General features: G+C 45.7%; 12 protein-coding genes. All 12 read left to right on the plus strand.

Annotated features, from left to right (window positions below; genetic code table 11):
* The first annotated feature begins 62 nt into the window (after nucleotides 1-62).
* The 12 genes from IGJ42_RS01890 to IGJ42_RS01945 all read left to right on the plus strand — a co-directional run bounded on the left by IGJ42_RS01890 (nucleotide 63) and on the right by IGJ42_RS01945 (nucleotide 15,313).
* On the plus strand, nucleotides 63-1,127 hold the full coding sequence (locus IGJ42_RS01890; RefSeq protein ID WP_429946994.1) for a DUF871 domain-containing protein: 1,065 nt from the start codon (nucleotides 63-65) through the stop codon (nucleotides 1,125-1,127).
* Nucleotides 1,120-2,028, plus strand: coding sequence for an N-acetylmuramic acid 6-phosphate etherase (gene murQ / locus IGJ42_RS01895; protein ID WP_008376205.1), 909 nt, complete (start codon nucleotides 1,120-1,122; stop codon nucleotides 2,026-2,028). Before IGJ42_RS01890 ends, murQ begins: the two co-directional genes overlap by 8 nt.
* Nucleotides 2,028-4,040, plus strand: coding sequence for a glucose PTS transporter subunit IIA (locus IGJ42_RS01900; protein ID WP_101698786.1), 2,013 nt, complete (start codon nucleotides 2,028-2,030; stop codon nucleotides 4,038-4,040). The genes murQ and IGJ42_RS01900 overlap by 1 nt, the downstream gene beginning before the upstream one ends.
* A 128-nt stretch (nucleotides 4,041-4,168) precedes the next feature.
* The gene (locus IGJ42_RS01905; RefSeq protein ID WP_101698787.1) at nucleotides 4,169-5,200 is read left to right on the plus strand and encodes an LPXTG cell wall anchor domain-containing protein; all 1,032 of its coding nucleotides are present in this window, start codon (nucleotides 4,169-4,171) and stop codon (nucleotides 5,198-5,200) included.
* A 266-nt stretch (nucleotides 5,201-5,466) separates the two neighbouring features.
* Complete coding sequence (locus IGJ42_RS01910; RefSeq protein WP_005232294.1) at nucleotides 5,467-6,135, plus strand: TetR/AcrR family transcriptional regulator; 669 nt, start codon at nucleotides 5,467-5,469, stop codon at nucleotides 6,133-6,135.
* Complete coding sequence (locus IGJ42_RS01915; RefSeq protein WP_008376197.1) at nucleotides 6,128-7,855, plus strand: ABC transporter ATP-binding protein; 1,728 nt, start codon at nucleotides 6,128-6,130, stop codon at nucleotides 7,853-7,855. Before IGJ42_RS01910 ends, IGJ42_RS01915 begins: the two co-directional genes overlap by 8 nt.
* Entirely contained in the window at nucleotides 7,852-9,732 is a 1,881-nt protein-coding gene (locus IGJ42_RS01920) for an ABC transporter ATP-binding protein (RefSeq protein WP_061053672.1), read from the plus strand. Before IGJ42_RS01915 ends, IGJ42_RS01920 begins: the two co-directional genes overlap by 4 nt.
* A 203-nt stretch (nucleotides 9,733-9,935) precedes the next feature.
* The gene (locus tag IGJ42_RS01925; protein ID WP_429946997.1) at nucleotides 9,936-11,081 is read left to right on the plus strand and encodes an acetylornithine transaminase; all 1,146 of its coding nucleotides are present in this window, start codon (nucleotides 9,936-9,938) and stop codon (nucleotides 11,079-11,081) included.
* 146 nt (nucleotides 11,082-11,227) lie between these two features.
* A complete protein-coding gene (gene argC / locus IGJ42_RS01930; RefSeq protein ID WP_429946998.1) occupies nucleotides 11,228-12,250 on the plus strand; it encodes an N-acetyl-gamma-glutamyl-phosphate reductase in 1,023 nt (340 codons plus the stop codon).
* Between the two features lie 78 nt (nucleotides 12,251-12,328).
* On the plus strand, nucleotides 12,329-13,519 hold the full coding sequence (gene argJ, locus IGJ42_RS01935) for a bifunctional glutamate N-acetyltransferase/amino-acid acetyltransferase ArgJ (protein ID WP_034878112.1): 1,191 nt from the start codon (nucleotides 12,329-12,331) through the stop codon (nucleotides 13,517-13,519).
* A 35-nt stretch (nucleotides 13,520-13,554) separates the two neighbouring features.
* Nucleotides 13,555-14,316: an acetylglutamate kinase gene (argB, locus tag IGJ42_RS01940; protein WP_005232286.1), complete on the plus strand. Its 762-nt coding sequence runs from the start codon at nucleotides 13,555-13,557 to the stop codon at nucleotides 14,314-14,316.
* A 175-nt stretch (nucleotides 14,317-14,491) separates the two neighbouring features.
* Nucleotides 14,492-15,313, plus strand: coding sequence for a VOC family protein (locus IGJ42_RS01945; protein ID WP_086372563.1), 822 nt, complete (start codon nucleotides 14,492-14,494; stop codon nucleotides 15,311-15,313).
* Nucleotides 15,314-15,364: the final 51 nt, after the last annotated feature.

A 15,364-nucleotide genomic window follows, 5' to 3' on the forward strand; every position in this document is an offset into this window, starting at 1 on the left:
TCAGTTATAATGCTTTTATAGAAAACGGTATCACGAAAGTGACTCGCCAAGGAGGCAAAGAGATGTTCGGCTTTTCTGTATTTATGAACGAAGACTTGACGGCAGCAGAACTTGAGCAGATGACTGCGATGGCATCAGGCTTTAAAGGGATTTTCACCTCCATGCACATACCAGAAGACGATCGCAGTACCTATCGGCAGCGTCTGACGGACTTGGGAGGTTTCGCAAAAGACCATCAGCTGTCTTTAATGGTAGATATTTCTGGAAACGCCTTAGCAGAAGCGGGCTTTTCCATCGACAATCTGGGGGAACTAAGGGAGATCGGTGTCACTGGTTTACGAATGGACTATGCCATCGACAATCAACAAATCGCTGCTTTTTCAAAAGAAATGACCATCAGTTTGAATGCCAGTACATTAACGGAAAAAGACATTCGAGAGCTGCAGGCGTATGGAGCCGATTTTACTCGTTTGGAAGCTTGGCACAATTATTACCCCCGGCCAGAAACAGGACTAGATGCTGACTGGTTTCAGGAGAAGAACCGCTGGTTGAAAGCACAAGGCTTTTTCGTCCAAGCCTTTGTTCCAGGAGATGCCAAGAAACGCGGACCGTTATTTCAAGGATTACCCACACTGGAAAGACACCGCAACTGGTCGCCTTTTGCCGCAGCAATCGACTTGTTGGCTACTGGCTCAGTTGATGCTGTTTACATTGGCGATGGCATGGTTTCTGCAAAAAGTACGCAGCAGTTTGCGACGTATCTGCAAGAAGCGCGGATCGTTTTGCGGGTCAAAGATCTTGGTTCTACTTACTTTGAACACGTACTAGGGGATCACCAGAATCGTTACGATGAAGCTCGAGATGTCTTGCGTAGCGCCGATGCCCGTTTCAATGCCATTCCAGAAGTCAAACCTGAACTTAGTCAAGAGCGGCCAATGGGTGCTGTGACGATCGATAACCAAGAGTACTTGCGTTATATGGGAGAGATTCAAGTGTGCAAACGACCATTGCCTGCAGACCCCAAAGTCAACCTCGCCGCTCAGGTGATACCAGCCGATCTGCCTTTGATCCAACAAATCAAAGCAGGGATGCGATTTAAATTAGAAAGAGATGATTCCAATGAATAAAATCAATTTAGACAAATTAACGACTGAACGACGCAATAGCGAAACGAGCAATTTAGATGAAATGACGATTTTAGAAGCGTGCCAAAAAATGAACCAAGAAGATCAAAAAGTTGCCTATGCAGTGGAAAAAGAAATTCCTAGTATTGAAAAAGTGATTGAACAAACTATCGCTGCTTTTAAAAAAGGCGGACGCTTGATTTATCTTGGCGCTGGGACAAGTGGTCGATTAGGCGTCTTGGATGCGGCCGAATGTGTCCCAACCTTTGGGGTATCACCTGAGATGGTGGTTGGTCTGATCGCCGGTGGTGAAGAAGCGATGACGGTCGCTGTCGAAGGAGCAGAAGACTCCTTAACGCTAGGGAAACAAGACCTTGTCGATCTGAAGTTGAACCCAAATGACATGGTGATCGGGATCGCTGCCAGTGGTAGAACGCCTTACGTGATTGGGGCTCTTGATTACGCCAATGAGCTTGGTGCCACAACGGCTACGATCGCTTGTAACAAAGATGCGGAGATCTCTCAACATGCCAGCTTTCCAATTGAAGTCGATTGTGGCCCAGAGTTTCTGACGGGTTCGACTCGTTTGAAATCAGGAACTGCCCAAAAATTGATTTTGAATATGATCTCGACGTTATCGATGGTAGGGATCGGTAAAGTCTACAATAATTTGATGGTCGACGTGAAAGCGACTAACGAAAAATTGGTGGAACGCTCAAAACGGATCATCATGCAGGCAACTGAAGCTGATTATGAAACAGCCGCTGCAGCATTTGAAGAAGCAGATCAGAATGTCAAATTGGCGATCGTGATGCTGTTGACGGATAGCACGAAAGACGAAGCACAAGCAAAACTTGCCACGGCACAAGGGTTTGTCAAAACGGCGTTAGGAGGAGAAAAGTAATGGCAAAAGAAACACTGACGGTAGAAGAGTTAGCGGAGAAGATTTTTCAAGAAGCCGGCGGAATGGACAACGTAGAAACAGTCAATCACTGTATGACTCGCGTACGAATGACCGTCCGCGACCACGACAAGGTCGATCAACAAGGGTTAAAAGAGATTCCCGGCGTGATGGGTGTCGTCAATGACGAGCAGCTGCAAGTCATTATCGGACCAGGGAAAGTCAACAAAGTAGCCAACGCAATGGTGGCAAAAGCCGGTGTTGATTTAGGGCAAGAGATCCCGCAGCAAAAATCAGGCAAAGAGGCGTTATCAGAAAAAACGGCAGAGATGAAAGCAGCCCAAAAAGCCAAACAAAAATCATCACCATTGAAGTCGCTGCTGAAAGACATTTCAAATATCTTTGTTCCAATGATTCCAGCCTTCGTTGGTGCAGGACTCGTTGCAGGGATCGCCTCCGTTCTGACCAACATGATCACTGCTGGAAATTTAGATGGAGACACTTGGAATTATTATGTCATGATTTTAAACGTCCTAAGAAATGGGATGTTCACCTATTTAGCAATCTTTACTGGGGTCAATGCTGCGCAGGTCTTTAAAGCCAATCCAACCCTTGGTGGAGTGATCGGTTCGATCATCTTGCTGACCGGTATGAACCCAGAAGCCCCGATCCAAAACTTGTTCACCGGCGAAGCTTTAGCTGCCAACCAAGGAGGGATCATCGGTGTGATCTTCGCTGTATGGCTTTTGGCGAAATTAGAGGCAGTGCTGCATCGAGTGATTCCTGAAGCGATCGATATTATCGTGACCCCGACGTTGTGTTTGTTGATCATCGGTTTGACGGAGATTTTCTTGATCATGCCATTGGCAGGTCTGATCTCTGACAGCTTAGTCGGTTCAATCACTTGGGTCTTGAATGTGGGCGGTGCGTTTTCTGGGTTTGTCTTAGGGGCGGCCTTCCTACCAATGGTCATGTTTGGTTTGCATCAAATTTTGACCCCGATCCACATCCAAATGATCGAAGCAACAGGCAGCACGCAATTATTACCGATTTTAGCCATGGCTGGTGCCGGTCAAGTCGGAGCAGCTTTCGCCTTATGGGTACGACTACGTAAAGACAAAGAGCTTTCTGAAATGATCAAAGGTGCATTGCCAGTTGGGATCTTAGGTATCGGCGAACCATTGATCTACGGAGTGACATTGCCATTAGGTCGACCATTTATCACTGCTTGTATTGGTGGTGGGATCGGTGGTGCGGTCATTGGCGCTTTGACAAATATCGGCGCAACGGCGATTGGACCATCAGGGCTAGCTTTGATTCCATTGATTGCCAACGGCCGTTGGATGGGCTATATTTTCGGCTTGTTAGCAGGCTATGCTGGCGGCTTCGTTGTCACCTACTTCTTTGGGATTCCTAAAGATCGCTTAGAAGCAGTCAAAGGGATTGAGGCAGAGGAGGCAAAACCAGCTGCAACCGTCACTGTGCAACCGCAACCAAAAGAAACGAGTGAAACGGCTGCAAAGGAAACGGCAGCAAATTCATCAGCAACAACGATCGATACACCCTTATACGCAGTAGCAACAGGTACGACAAAATCGATCAGCGCGTCAAGTGATCCGGTATTTTCGCAAAAAATGATGGGCGACGGGTATTTCGTCTTGCCAGACAATGGGGCGATCTTTGCACCAGCAGCAGGAACCGTCACGACGATTTTCCCAACGAAACATGCATTGGGGATCAAGACTGCTAGCGGGCTAGAGATTCTGCTGCACATGGGTGTCGACACCGTCGAATTGCAAGGAGCACCTTTTGAGATCCTGGTGGAGGAAGGCCAAGCGGTGACACCAGCCACCCAAGTTGCCCAAGTCGATTTGGCGCAGCTGACAGCCAAAGGCAAAGCCTCTGAGATGCTCGTTATTATCACCAATATGGACCAAGCAGCCAACGTTGAACTGTTACCGATCGCGGAAACAAACGCAGGTCAAGCAGTGATGCACGTGGCAACGATAAAATAATGATAAAACCTCTATCTGATAAAGATGGAGGTTTTTTTTAAGAAGTTACTAAATTGATTGCGGAAACGAGGCCTTTATGTTACAGTTTCGTTACAAAGGGAGAAATCCCATACGAGGAGGCAATGACGATGAAAAAAATAATTTGGTTCGGACTAATGACGCTGGCATTTTCACCAATGATGGTTCATGCAGATGAAACGGCTACGAGTGGAAGTGACAATCCGGTTGCCGTTAGCGAGACGCTTTCATCAGAAGGGCAAACAGACAGTGAGCAGATTCAAAATTCTGCCCAAGAAAGTACAGATGAAAACCAAGAAACGGATCAATCCGCTACTTCAGAAACTACAGCTGACGAGAATCAAGAGCCAGTCGATTCCGAAGCCGTTATTGCCTCGATCCAAGCAGAGACAGGGACGCAAAACGTCAATGAGATCAACACGTTAGCCGATGAACCTAGTTCGCTGCGTAGCGCCTTAACCCAAGGGATCACTGAAGGCAGTGTGACCGCATTTACCCAAGAACAGTTGGACCAGTTGACAGATGAAGAATTGACCAATGGCAATCGCCTAGCGATACGTTATTCTAGTGATGCGATGGGCTTTGATATTGCTTACTTGGCAAAAATCATCGGCGCCTTGTTTGTCGATCAGACGTTATCCTGGGAAGCCATTGAGCCGCAACTGGCTTTTGATGCGAATAGCTACGCCAGTTTTGCTGACTTGATTCCTGTCGTGGATCAGTTGCAGGAATATTTACGGGTCGTCTATCCAGCAGACGGAGTCTTTTTACATTTGAATCAAGCCGTTTCCAAAGAATGGATGATTTCAATTTTGACCAATTTGAATCAGATGGAACAAGAGATGCAAGTCGATCCAGGTGCCTTTGTCCCAGGAAGGATCTCTTATATCATTCAAGCGGCAAATGATTCCATGTATCTGCCTACAGGCACGCAAACGAGTACGACTGAAGAAGCGACGGCAACATCGACGACTGCTCAAGAAACAGCGACAACGACTTCTTCGAAAGAGGCCAACGCTACTGCCGATGGTGAAAAAACATTACCTAAAACCAATGAAGCGCCAAGCTATACCTTACTGATCGCCGGTGTTATCCTGCTGCTGATCGTTTTCTTGATTTTATGGCGCCGAAAGAAAAAATGATCGTTATTTATAATCGGCAGAATGAAAAAATAGCAACCTTCGTTTTCCATCAGGGAAACGAAGGTTTTTTGTTTTCAGAAATTTCATTGGTTATTTCTTTTCAAATAACGCCCTTTATAAAAAGACCAGAATCGATTCCTTCATAAAAAAGTCAAATTTAAATTCTTGCATTCTCTGGTGAGGGGTGTATAATGACACAGTGTCATATGACAACGTGTCATATCGAGAGCTGTGATTTATTTTAAATTAGAAAGGAGTTGCTTGTGATGCCGACCGATACATTTTTTCACTTGCCGCCAGAAAAACAAAAGCGCATCTTAAATGCGGCGAAAAAAGAATTCTCAAGACTGCCGCTGAAAGACGCCTCGATCGCCAACATCATCAAAGATGCCGAGATTCCTCGCGGGAGTTTTTACCAATACTTCGAAAACAAAGAAGATCTTTATTACTATTATTTCCATACGTTGAAAAAAAATAGTCAGCGAGATCTGCTGAAATCGATCCAACATGAAAACGGGGATCTGTTTGCGGGGTTCGAATGGTACTTTTCACGGATGATCGCCGAGGTTTTCAAAGGCAAAAACGCAAACTTTTACCGCAATTTATTTATGAGTATGGATTATCGTTCCTTCCATAAAGTCGTGCCAGAGATGCAGCACAAGATGCATCAAGAACACAAAGCCGATCGGCAGAAGCAGCAAGCCATCTTTTTGTCAGAGGTCGACAAAGATTTATTGAAAGTCAAAGACGACCATGAGTTGAAAATGCTGATCCAGCTGCTGATGCATACCGTCTTTTCGACGATTGCCGAAGCCTATCGCCAATCAGCATTTGATCCAGACTATGATCCTGCCGAAGCGATCGCTGATTTCAACAGTAAAGTCCGCTGGTTAAGAGAGGGCGCAAAAAAAGAAAGAGGGGAAACCTATGATTAAGCTGATAAAACGCGTATCCGTCATTTCCATAATCATGGCAGTGGTGTTTATGGTGATCCAAGTCGTTTCTGATTTGTATCTACCGACATTGACTTCCAATATTATCAACAATGGGGTGGCGACAGGGGACATTGATTACATTTGGAAAACCGGCTTTTACATGATCGGCTTTTCATTGATCAGTATCATCGCCGCTTTAGGAAATACGTATTTCGCAACAAGAGAATCACAAAAATTAGGACAAAAACTACGTTCGGACATTTACCAAAAAGTTGAGAATTTTTCTTCTCGTTCTTTCGATAAATTTGGGACCGCATCATTGATCACACGAACCACTAACGACGTCAACCAAATTCAAATGGTGACGCAAATGTTTTTACGTATGATGATCAATGCACCGATCACACTGATTGGGGCGAGCTTCTTGGCCTATCAAAAAGATGCCCAATTAACACGAATCTTTTTAGTCGTTATTCCTATCATGCTAGTATTAGTTGGCGGTATTATGTATTTTGCCGTTCCTTTATTCAAAAGTATGCAAAAGAAAACTGACCGTTTGAACTTAGTCTTTCGTGAAGGCTTGACGGGGGTCCGCGTTATTCGGGCATTTGACAAGACGGATTATGAAGCGAATCGCTTTGATCAAGCCAACAAAGATTACACCCACACCGCGATCAAAGTAAATACCATCGTGGCCTTGATGATGCCTTTGATGACGTTGATCATGAGTGGAACGAACATTGCCATCACATGGTTTGGTGGTCATTATATTGCCGAAATGACCTTAGAAGTCGGGAACCTGATTGCGTTTATGACTTATGCGATGCAAATTTTGATCAGCTTTATGATGCTGTCCATGATCTTCGTGATGGTGCCAAGAGCCCAAGCATCAGCTGACCGGATCAACGAAGTCTTAAATGAAGAAGATGAAATTCTCGATCCAAAAACACCAGCGACATTGAGCTTACAAGGGGATCAAGCAACCTTGACTTTTGACCATGTGGCGTATCGCTACCAAGGCGCTGAGAAATTGGCGTTGGAAGATATCGACTTCCAAGCAAAATCTGGTGATTTTGTTGCCATCATCGGTGGGACGGGCTCAGGGAAAACGACACTAGTCAATCTCTTGCCTCGTTTGTACGATGTGGAGTCTGGTGCAATCAAAATCAATGGGGTCAATATTGCAGAAATCACCCAGCACAATCTACGAGAAGTCGTGGGCTTTGTTCCGCAAAAAGCGGTACTGTTTTCCGGTACCATTCGTGAAAATATGAAATACGGAAAACCTGATGCGACAGACGAAGAAATCTGGCAAGCATTAGAGATCGCCCAAGCCAAAGATTTTGTCTCCGAACTGGCAGATGGCTTAGATAGCCGTGTAGAACAAGGCGGCGGCAACTTCTCTGGTGGACAACGTCAACGTTTAGCGATTGCTCGTGCGTTAGTGAAACAAGCAGATGTCTATGTCTTTGATGATTCCTTCTCCGCATTGGACTTCAAAACCGATGCAAACTTACGAGCAGCGCTGAAACGCGACATGCAAGACAGCATCATGGTCGTGGTTGCCCAACGGGTCAGCACAGTCATGGATGCCGATACGATCTTAGTATTAGATGAAGGACAACTCGTAGGGAAAGGGACCCATGAATCATTAATGGCAGACAATGAAACCTATCAAGAAATCGTTTCTTCACAATTGAGAGAGGAGGATCTTGCATGAGTGAAAAGAAAACAACAACACAACACCGTGGCGGACCAATGGGTGGCGGCCCGGGCCGTAACATCGGTGCCAAAGGACCAAAACCAAAAAACTTTTGGGGGACGGTCAAACGGCTTTTCGGGTACATGTCGAAACGCTCCATCGCTATCATTGCCGTCTTCGTTTTAGCGATCGCAGCCGTGATCTTCCAAATCCAAACACCGAAAATTTTAGGGGAAGCGACCACTGAAATTTTTAAAGGGGTCATGATCGGTACGCAGCAGATGCAAGCCGGCCAACAGGTGACAGAATTTCCTATCGATTTTGAGAAAGTTGGTCAAATCATTTTGATCGCGATCGGCATGTATGTGATTTCAGCCGTCTTCAACTTTCTACAACAGTTTATTATGACCCGTGTCTCTCAACGAACGGTTTATGAGCTGCGTCGAGACTTAGATGAAAAAATGAACCGCTTGCCGATCTCTTACTATGATACTCACTCAAATGGGGATATCATGTCACGGGCAATCAATGATATGGATAATATCGCAAGTACCCTGCAACAAAACTTGACCCAATTTATTACGAGTGTCGTGACCTTTATCGGGGTTTTGTGGATGATGCTGACGATCAGTTGGCAACTGACTTTGATTGCTTTAGCAACGGTTCCTTTAAGCTTGATCGTCGTGATGATCGTCGCACCAAAATCGCAAAAATTCTTTGCGGCCCAACAAAAAAGTTTAGGATTGCTCAATGACCAAGTCGAAGAAACTTACGGCGGTCATACAGTAGTCAAAACCTTCAACCATGAGGCTGCCGATCAAGTCGTTTTTGAAGAAGAAAATGACCGTCTGTATTCTGCTGGTTGGAAAGCCCAATTTATTTCAGCGATCATTATGCCCTTGATGAACTTCATTAAAAACTTAGGCTATGTCTTCGTGGCTGTCCTTGGTGGAATCAAGGTAGCGAATGGGAACATGACGTTAGGGGATGTGCAAGCATTCTTGCAATACACCAATCAATTCTCTCAACCGATCACTCAAATCGCTAGTTTGCTAAACACCATCCAATCAACCGTTGCATCTGCCGAACGGGTCTTTGAAGTCTTGGATGAAGAAGAAATGAATGATGAGCCTTCTGGTTTACCAGTGGAAGACAGTGAATACAAAGTTCGTTTCGATCATGTTCAATTTGGTTATGCCCCAGACAAATTATTGATGACCGATTTTAATCTGGATGTCAAAGCTGGTGAGATGGTGGCTATCGTAGGACCAACCGGCGCTGGGAAAACCACGCTGATCAATCTCTTGGAACGTTTTTATGATGTTTCTGGCGGTAGCATTCGTTATGATGGCAGAGATACCCGAGACTTGACTCGTGATGAATTGCGTAGTAATATCTCGATGGTGCTGCAAGATACGTGGTTGTTTACCGGCTCCATCTATGACAACATTCATTATGGAAATGAAAAAGCGACCAAAGAACAAGTGATTGCTGCGGCGAAGGCTGCCCATGTGGATGATTTTGTTCGCAAATTGCCAGAAGGCTATGATACGGTCTTGAATGAAGAAGCCAGCAACATCTCCCAAGGTCAACGTCAGCTGATCACGATCGCCCGCGCCTTCTTAGCGGATCCGGACGTCTTGATTTTGGATGAAGCAACTTCTAGTGTCGATACGCGGACTGAGATCTTGATCCAGAAAGCAATGGGGCGTTTGTTAGAAAATCGGACCAGCTTTGTGGTTGCTCACCGTCTCTCTACGATTCGTGATGCTGACAATATCATCGTGATGAATCACGGATCTATTGTTGAGACTGGAAACCATGAGGAATTGATGGCGCAAAACGGTTTCTATGCAGACCTTTATAACAGTCAATTTTCAGAAGAAGTGGCGTGATCCACTGTTTGTAATGAAAGAAATTCTTCCCCAAATGATGATAAACAGACCGCCAAAGGTTGACTGAAAGAAAGCAGTGATTGTCACTGCTTTCTTTTTTTATGAATTTATATGGCTTTATTTTAAATATTTATTGCAATTATCTAGATAAAAATGTATATTAATACATAATTTCGAATGATCCAAGACAAGGAGTGAAATCAATGAGCCATCTTTTTCCTAATTACAGTCGTTTACCCATCGATATCCAGCAAGGCAACGGCAGCTATGTCGTAGATTCGCAAGGCAACCAATATTTAGATTTAACAAGCGGCATCGGGGTCGTTAATCTCGGTTATGGGCATCCCAAAGTGCAAGCCGCGTTGATGACCCAAGCAGAGCAAATTTGGCATGTGCCGAATTTGTATGACAGCCAGCTGCAAGAAGAAGTTGCCCAAAAGCTGACCCAAAATCAAACGAGCGCCTCAGACGAGCCGTATCTGGCTTATTTTTGCAATAGTGGCGCTGAGGCGAACGAAGCTGCTTTAAAGCTGGCTCGCAAAGCGACTGGCCGTAGCAAAGTCATCAGTTTTGAACAATCTTTCCACGGTCGGACCTTTGGCGCGATGTCTTTGACTGGGCAAAGCAGTATTCACGATGGGTTTGGTCCGCTGGTACCAGAGATGGTTTATGTACCGTTTAATGACCTTGAGGCATTGCAAGCCGTTTTAGATGAGCAGACGGCAGCCGTGTTTTTAGAATTGATCCAAGGCGAAGGCGGCGTGATCCCTGCCGAGGTGGCGTGGGTCCAAGGGGTGGCAGCCCTTTGTCAGGAGCAGGGAGCACTGCTGGTGGTGGATGAGATCCAAACCGGGATGGGACGGACAGGAACACTGTTTGCTTTTGAAGGATATGGCATTGAACCTGATCTTTTTACCGTAGCAAAAGGGCTTGGTAACGGGATCCCTGTCGGAGCAATGCTAGGCAAAAGTCATTTGCAAACGGCTTTTGGACCCGGTAGTCACGGTTCGACCTTTGGTGGCAATAAATTAGCGATGGCCGCTGCTAGTGCCGTCTGCAGTGTGTTGCAAGAAGAGGACATTCAAGTCAATGTTCAATTGCGTCAGCAGCAGTTTTTCGACGGATTGCAAGGACTATCTAAGGTGCATGCGATTCGTGGGAAAGGATTGATGATTGGTATCGAATTAGCAGATTCGGAAAGCTTGCAATCCGTGTTGACTCAACTGCGGAACCAAGGCCTCCTCGCATTAAAGGCGGGTACCAAGGTTTTGCGCTTGCTGCCACCCTTAACGATCTCGCAAGAGGAAACGCAAGCAGCCTTGGCGATTTTACAAGCGATCTTAGCATAATTGTATAAAAATAGATTTTTTGGGCATTTTTTCTTATAAAAACCGAATAACAGCGAGTTTATTTTGAATAGTTTTATAAATAATCATTGACAGAGCGATGGGAGTTTCTTATAATCTTAAGTAAATTCTTTTGAGGAGTGACGTGTTTGAAGGCAGCAATCGTTGGTGTAACAGGGTATACCGGAATTGAATTGATTCGTTTGATCCAGCAGCATCCCCAATTGGAGGTGGGCACCTTGCATAGTCATTCTATGCATGAAAATTCATCAGTTTTGTATCCTCATTTAATTGGACTGACAGAGCGGTTGATCGAACCTTTTGATGCAGAAAAAATCCAAAAGGAAAATCAACTCGTGTTTTTTGCGACTCCTGCTGGAATCAGCAAAGAACTCGCAGCGACTTTTGTCGCAAATGACTTTCCAGTGATTGACCTTTCTGGTGATCTGCGATTGAAGGATCGGGATAGCTATCAAAAATGGTATCACCAAGAAGCTGCACCTGCCGAGTTGTTGGCACAAGCGACCTATTCGCTGCCTGAGTTTGCAACGACTTCTGGCAATTTGATCGCCAATCCAGGCTGTTATGCGACTGCTGCCATTTTAGCGGCTGCGCCGTTGGTTCAGCAAAAACTATTCAGCGGCACGTTGATTTTTGATGGCAAGTCGGGCTTATCGGGTGCTGGAAAGAAATTGACTGACAGCAGTCACTTTGCAACCGCTGCGGATAACATGACGATGTATAAGCCAAATCAGCATCAGCATATTCCCGAGATCATGCAACAGTTTCAACAATGGGATCAGGCAATGCCGCCGATCCAATTTTCTACCAGCTTACTGCCTGTCAAAAGAGGGATCTTTATGACGCTTTATGCCCCTACCAAAGCCGCGATTTCGCAAGAGGACATTTATGAGCAGTACGTAAAAACGTATCAAGACCATCCGTTTGTCCGAGTGCAACCGTTAGGAAAGCTGCCCGAGCTGCGGCAAGTGACGGGAACGAATTTTTGTGACATTGGCCTATGTTTCAATCCGCTGACCCAAGTGTTGACCGTTGTCGCAGTGATCGATAATTTAGGCAAAGGGGCTGCTGGCCAAGCGATCCAAAACTTCAATCGATGGGCAGGGATACCAGAAACGACCGGTCTTATGCAAGCTCCGTTATACCCATAAAATAGCCAACAGACACGTGAGGATACTCGTGTCAGCCAGTGGACAATCCGCAAAAAGGTGGCAGTAGGAGGAAAGAAAATGAAAGAAATCGAAGGAACGATCGCAACCCCAAAAGGTTTTTTTGCCGACGGTCTGCATTGCGGTCTGAAGAAAGAGAAAGTCGATCTTGGTTGGATCGTCTCTGAAGTGCCAGCCAGTGCTGCGGCAGTCTTTACCACCAATCAAGTACAAGCGGCACCCATTCTCGTTACAAAGGAAAAAATGCAAGCAGGCACCTTGCAAGGCGTGATCGTCAATGCGGGCAATGCCAATGCTTGTACCGGGGAGCAAGGTTTAAAAGATGCACAAGAGATGGCAGAATTGGCAGCAGACCAGCTGCATACGAGTCCCGAAGCCTTTGCGGTAGCCTCCACCGGAATCATTGGCAAGAGCTTACCGATGGAAAAAATCACTGCAGGGATTCAGCAACTAAACAGGCAAGGGGATGCCCACCAATTCCAAAGAGCGATTTTGACGACGGATCTGACTGAAAAAAGCAGTGTCATCCAATCAACAATCGCTGACAAAACGGTGACTGTTGCGGGCTGTGCCAAAGGGTCTGGTATGATCCATCCCAATATGGCCACGATGCTGGCCTTTGTTACGACAGATGCGGCGATCGCTCCAGCACTCTTGCAAGCACTGCTGAAAGAATTAACCGACGTTACTTTCAATCAAATCACGGTCGATGGCGATACATCTACCAATGATATGGTGTTAGTTTTAGCCAACGGGTTAGCCAAAAATCCAACGATCGAAGCCGATACGCCAGCTTACCATGAGTTTAAAGGGATGCTTAAAGCAGTTCTGACCGCCTTAGCCAAAGCAATTGCGAAGGACGGAGAAGGCGCCAGCAAATTGATCGAAGCTCACACGAGTGGAGCTGTGACCGATGAAGCAGCCCGCATGATCAGCAAAACCATCGTCGGTTCGCCGCTGGTCAAAACAGCCCTCTTTGGCAAAGACCCAAACTGGGGGCGTATCTTATGTGCAGTGGGTTATAGTGGGCAACCCATCGATCCAGCAACGGTATCGATCGCATTAGCCGACATTCCCGTCTTTGTCCAAGGGACGCCGGTAGCTTTTGACGAAACCATCATGCAAGAACAGTTGGCGGAAAATGAAGTCAAAGTCGCTGTTGAGCTGAAAGAAGGGGCAGGTGTTGGCACCGCTTGGGGCTGTGATCTGACGTATGACTATGTGAAAATCAACGCACTATATCATACCTGAAACAAATCAGGTACTAGACAAAAAGGAGCGAGTAGATGGAAACGATCGTAGTAAAAATCGGCGGTGTCGCCTCAGAAAATTTAACCCCGTCATTCTTTGAGACGATAGCAGATTGGCAAGCTGCGGGCAAAAAAGTGGTCATCGTCCATGGCGGTGGTCACTACATCTCAGAAATGATGGAGAAAATGGCGTTGACAGTCAAAATCAAAGACGGCTTGCGGGTGACCGATCCCCAGACGCTTGAAGTGACTAGAATGGTCCTTTTGGGACAAGTTCAACCGCTGATTACGACTGCTTTCCAGCAAGCTGGCTTCCATGCCGTGGGACTGAATGCTGGCTGTGATCAGCTGATCCAAGGAGAAGTTATCGATGAGGAGAAATTAGGGCAAGTAGGGAAAGTTCAGCGAATCAACGCCGCCTTCTTGCAGCTCTTGACAGAGAAAAAACATGTCCCGATCTTGGCCCCACTAGGAATTACGCCAGAGGGGCAATGGTTGAACATCAACGCGGATGAAGTGGCTTGTCAGGTCGCAGCCAGCTTACAAGCCGAAAAACTGTATTTGCTGACGGATGTCCCTGGGATCAAGCAAGAAAGCAAGTGGTTATCCGCTGTTTCTTTTGAAGAGATCCCCCGCTTGATCACCGAAGAAGTAGTCACGGGCGGCATGCTGCCAAAACTAAAAAGTGCTCAGAAAGCCTTAAAAGCAGGGGTAGCTGCCGTTTGTATCACCGATCGGATCGATCGTTTAGGAACCCAGATCCTCGCGGCAAGTCCAGCAGCAGCTGGCTGTAGTTGAAGCCATTAGCGACACCCAAGCGCCTCCTCTCTACTCATAAAAATGCAAAATTCTGACTTTTCTGTGCGTTTCTTCTTATTTTCTCTAAAAAAAGAATAAAAGAGATAGGGATTTCATTTGCTAGAATTTCGTTTTATCAGTACAATGAGTACATATGTAAGTAGGGGGAGAAACAATGACAGATTTCTTATTGGGGAGCAGTACGAAGTTGCTGACTGTTGCAATTCGGGTAAAAGACCGCGATCAAGCGATTGCCTTTTATCGCGATGTACTTGGCTTTGAGCTGAAAAGAGAAGAAAATGAGTTGGCCATCTTTGGTCTAAAAGGATTAGATAGAGAAGTTTTATGGTTGGAAGAAAGCCCGCGTGCCAACGACCATTTCGGTGAGATCAAAAAGATGCAGCGCATCGTTTTAGCCGTATCCTCGCTAGAAGAAGCGGCAACTATCGCGAGCAATGCCCAACAAAAAGCGATTGCTTTCGAAGAAGCTCGTTATGAAGCGAATCAATTAGGCTTTATTATAGCGGATCCAGAAGGAAACAAAATCGAAGTCTTATTTACAGCACCCGCAGGAACTGCGGTACCAAAAGACGAAGCAGAATTGATCAAAGCGGCACCTGCAAAAGCGGCTGGCTTATCAAAAGAAGCTCATTTTGGCAAGCTGTATTTAAACGTCAGTAATCTAGCCAAAGAGCAGCTTTTCTTAGAAGAAAGCTTAGGGTTGAAAACAAAAGAAGCCGAAACGAAGGAATTTATCCTCAATGATGGTGACTTCCAAGTTGGCTTGACGGAAGCACAAGGTGGTACGATCGATTTACCGACCCATGAGGTGCTTGGCTTAGACTTCTTGAAAATCTCCATCAGTCAAGAAGATATCGATACATTAGAAAAACACTTGTCTGAGAAGAAGCAAGAGTTTTTCATCGACAAAAAACGGCAATTGTTGACGACCTACGATGCGATCGGTATCGAATGGTGGTTTATCGTAAAAAAATAAATCCAAATAGATAAGAAAAACATCGGAAACTCTTTTGAGTGGTCGATGTTT

This window comes from Enterococcus sp. DIV1067f, assembly GCF_050543505.1.
Lineage (GTDB): Bacteria > Bacillota > Bacilli > Lactobacillales > Enterococcaceae > Enterococcus_D > Enterococcus_D entomosocium.

What these genes read in the sequence shown, in the direction of transcription:
- IGJ42_RS01905 (WP_101698787.1), top strand. Translation starts at nt 4,169, where the DNA reads ATGAAAAAAATAATTTGGTTCGGACTAATGACGCTGGCATTTTCACCA.
- IGJ42_RS01925 (WP_429946997.1), top strand. Translation starts at nt 9,936, where the DNA reads ATGAGCCATCTTTTTCCTAATTACAGTCGTTTACCCATCGATATCCAG.
- IGJ42_RS01890 (WP_429946994.1), top strand. Translation starts at nt 63, where the DNA reads ATGTTCGGCTTTTCTGTATTTATGAACGAAGACTTGACGGCAGCAGAA.
- IGJ42_RS01920 (WP_061053672.1), top strand. Translation starts at nt 7,852, where the DNA reads ATGAGTGAAAAGAAAACAACAACACAACACCGTGGCGGACCAATGGGT.
- argJ (WP_034878112.1), top strand. Translation starts at nt 12,329, where the DNA reads ATGAAAGAAATCGAAGGAACGATCGCAACCCCAAAAGGTTTTTTTGCC.
- murQ (WP_008376205.1), top strand. Translation starts at nt 1,120, where the DNA reads ATGAATAAAATCAATTTAGACAAATTAACGACTGAACGACGCAATAGC.
- argB (WP_005232286.1), top strand. Translation starts at nt 13,555, where the DNA reads ATGGAAACGATCGTAGTAAAAATCGGCGGTGTCGCCTCAGAAAATTTA.
- IGJ42_RS01945 (WP_086372563.1), top strand. Translation starts at nt 14,492, where the DNA reads ATGACAGATTTCTTATTGGGGAGCAGTACGAAGTTGCTGACTGTTGCA.
- IGJ42_RS01910 (WP_005232294.1), top strand. Translation starts at nt 5,467, where the DNA reads ATGCCGACCGATACATTTTTTCACTTGCCGCCAGAAAAACAAAAGCGC.
- IGJ42_RS01900 (WP_101698786.1), top strand. Translation starts at nt 2,028, where the DNA reads ATGGCAAAAGAAACACTGACGGTAGAAGAGTTAGCGGAGAAGATTTTT.
- IGJ42_RS01915 (WP_008376197.1), top strand. Translation starts at nt 6,128, where the DNA reads ATGATTAAGCTGATAAAACGCGTATCCGTCATTTCCATAATCATGGCA.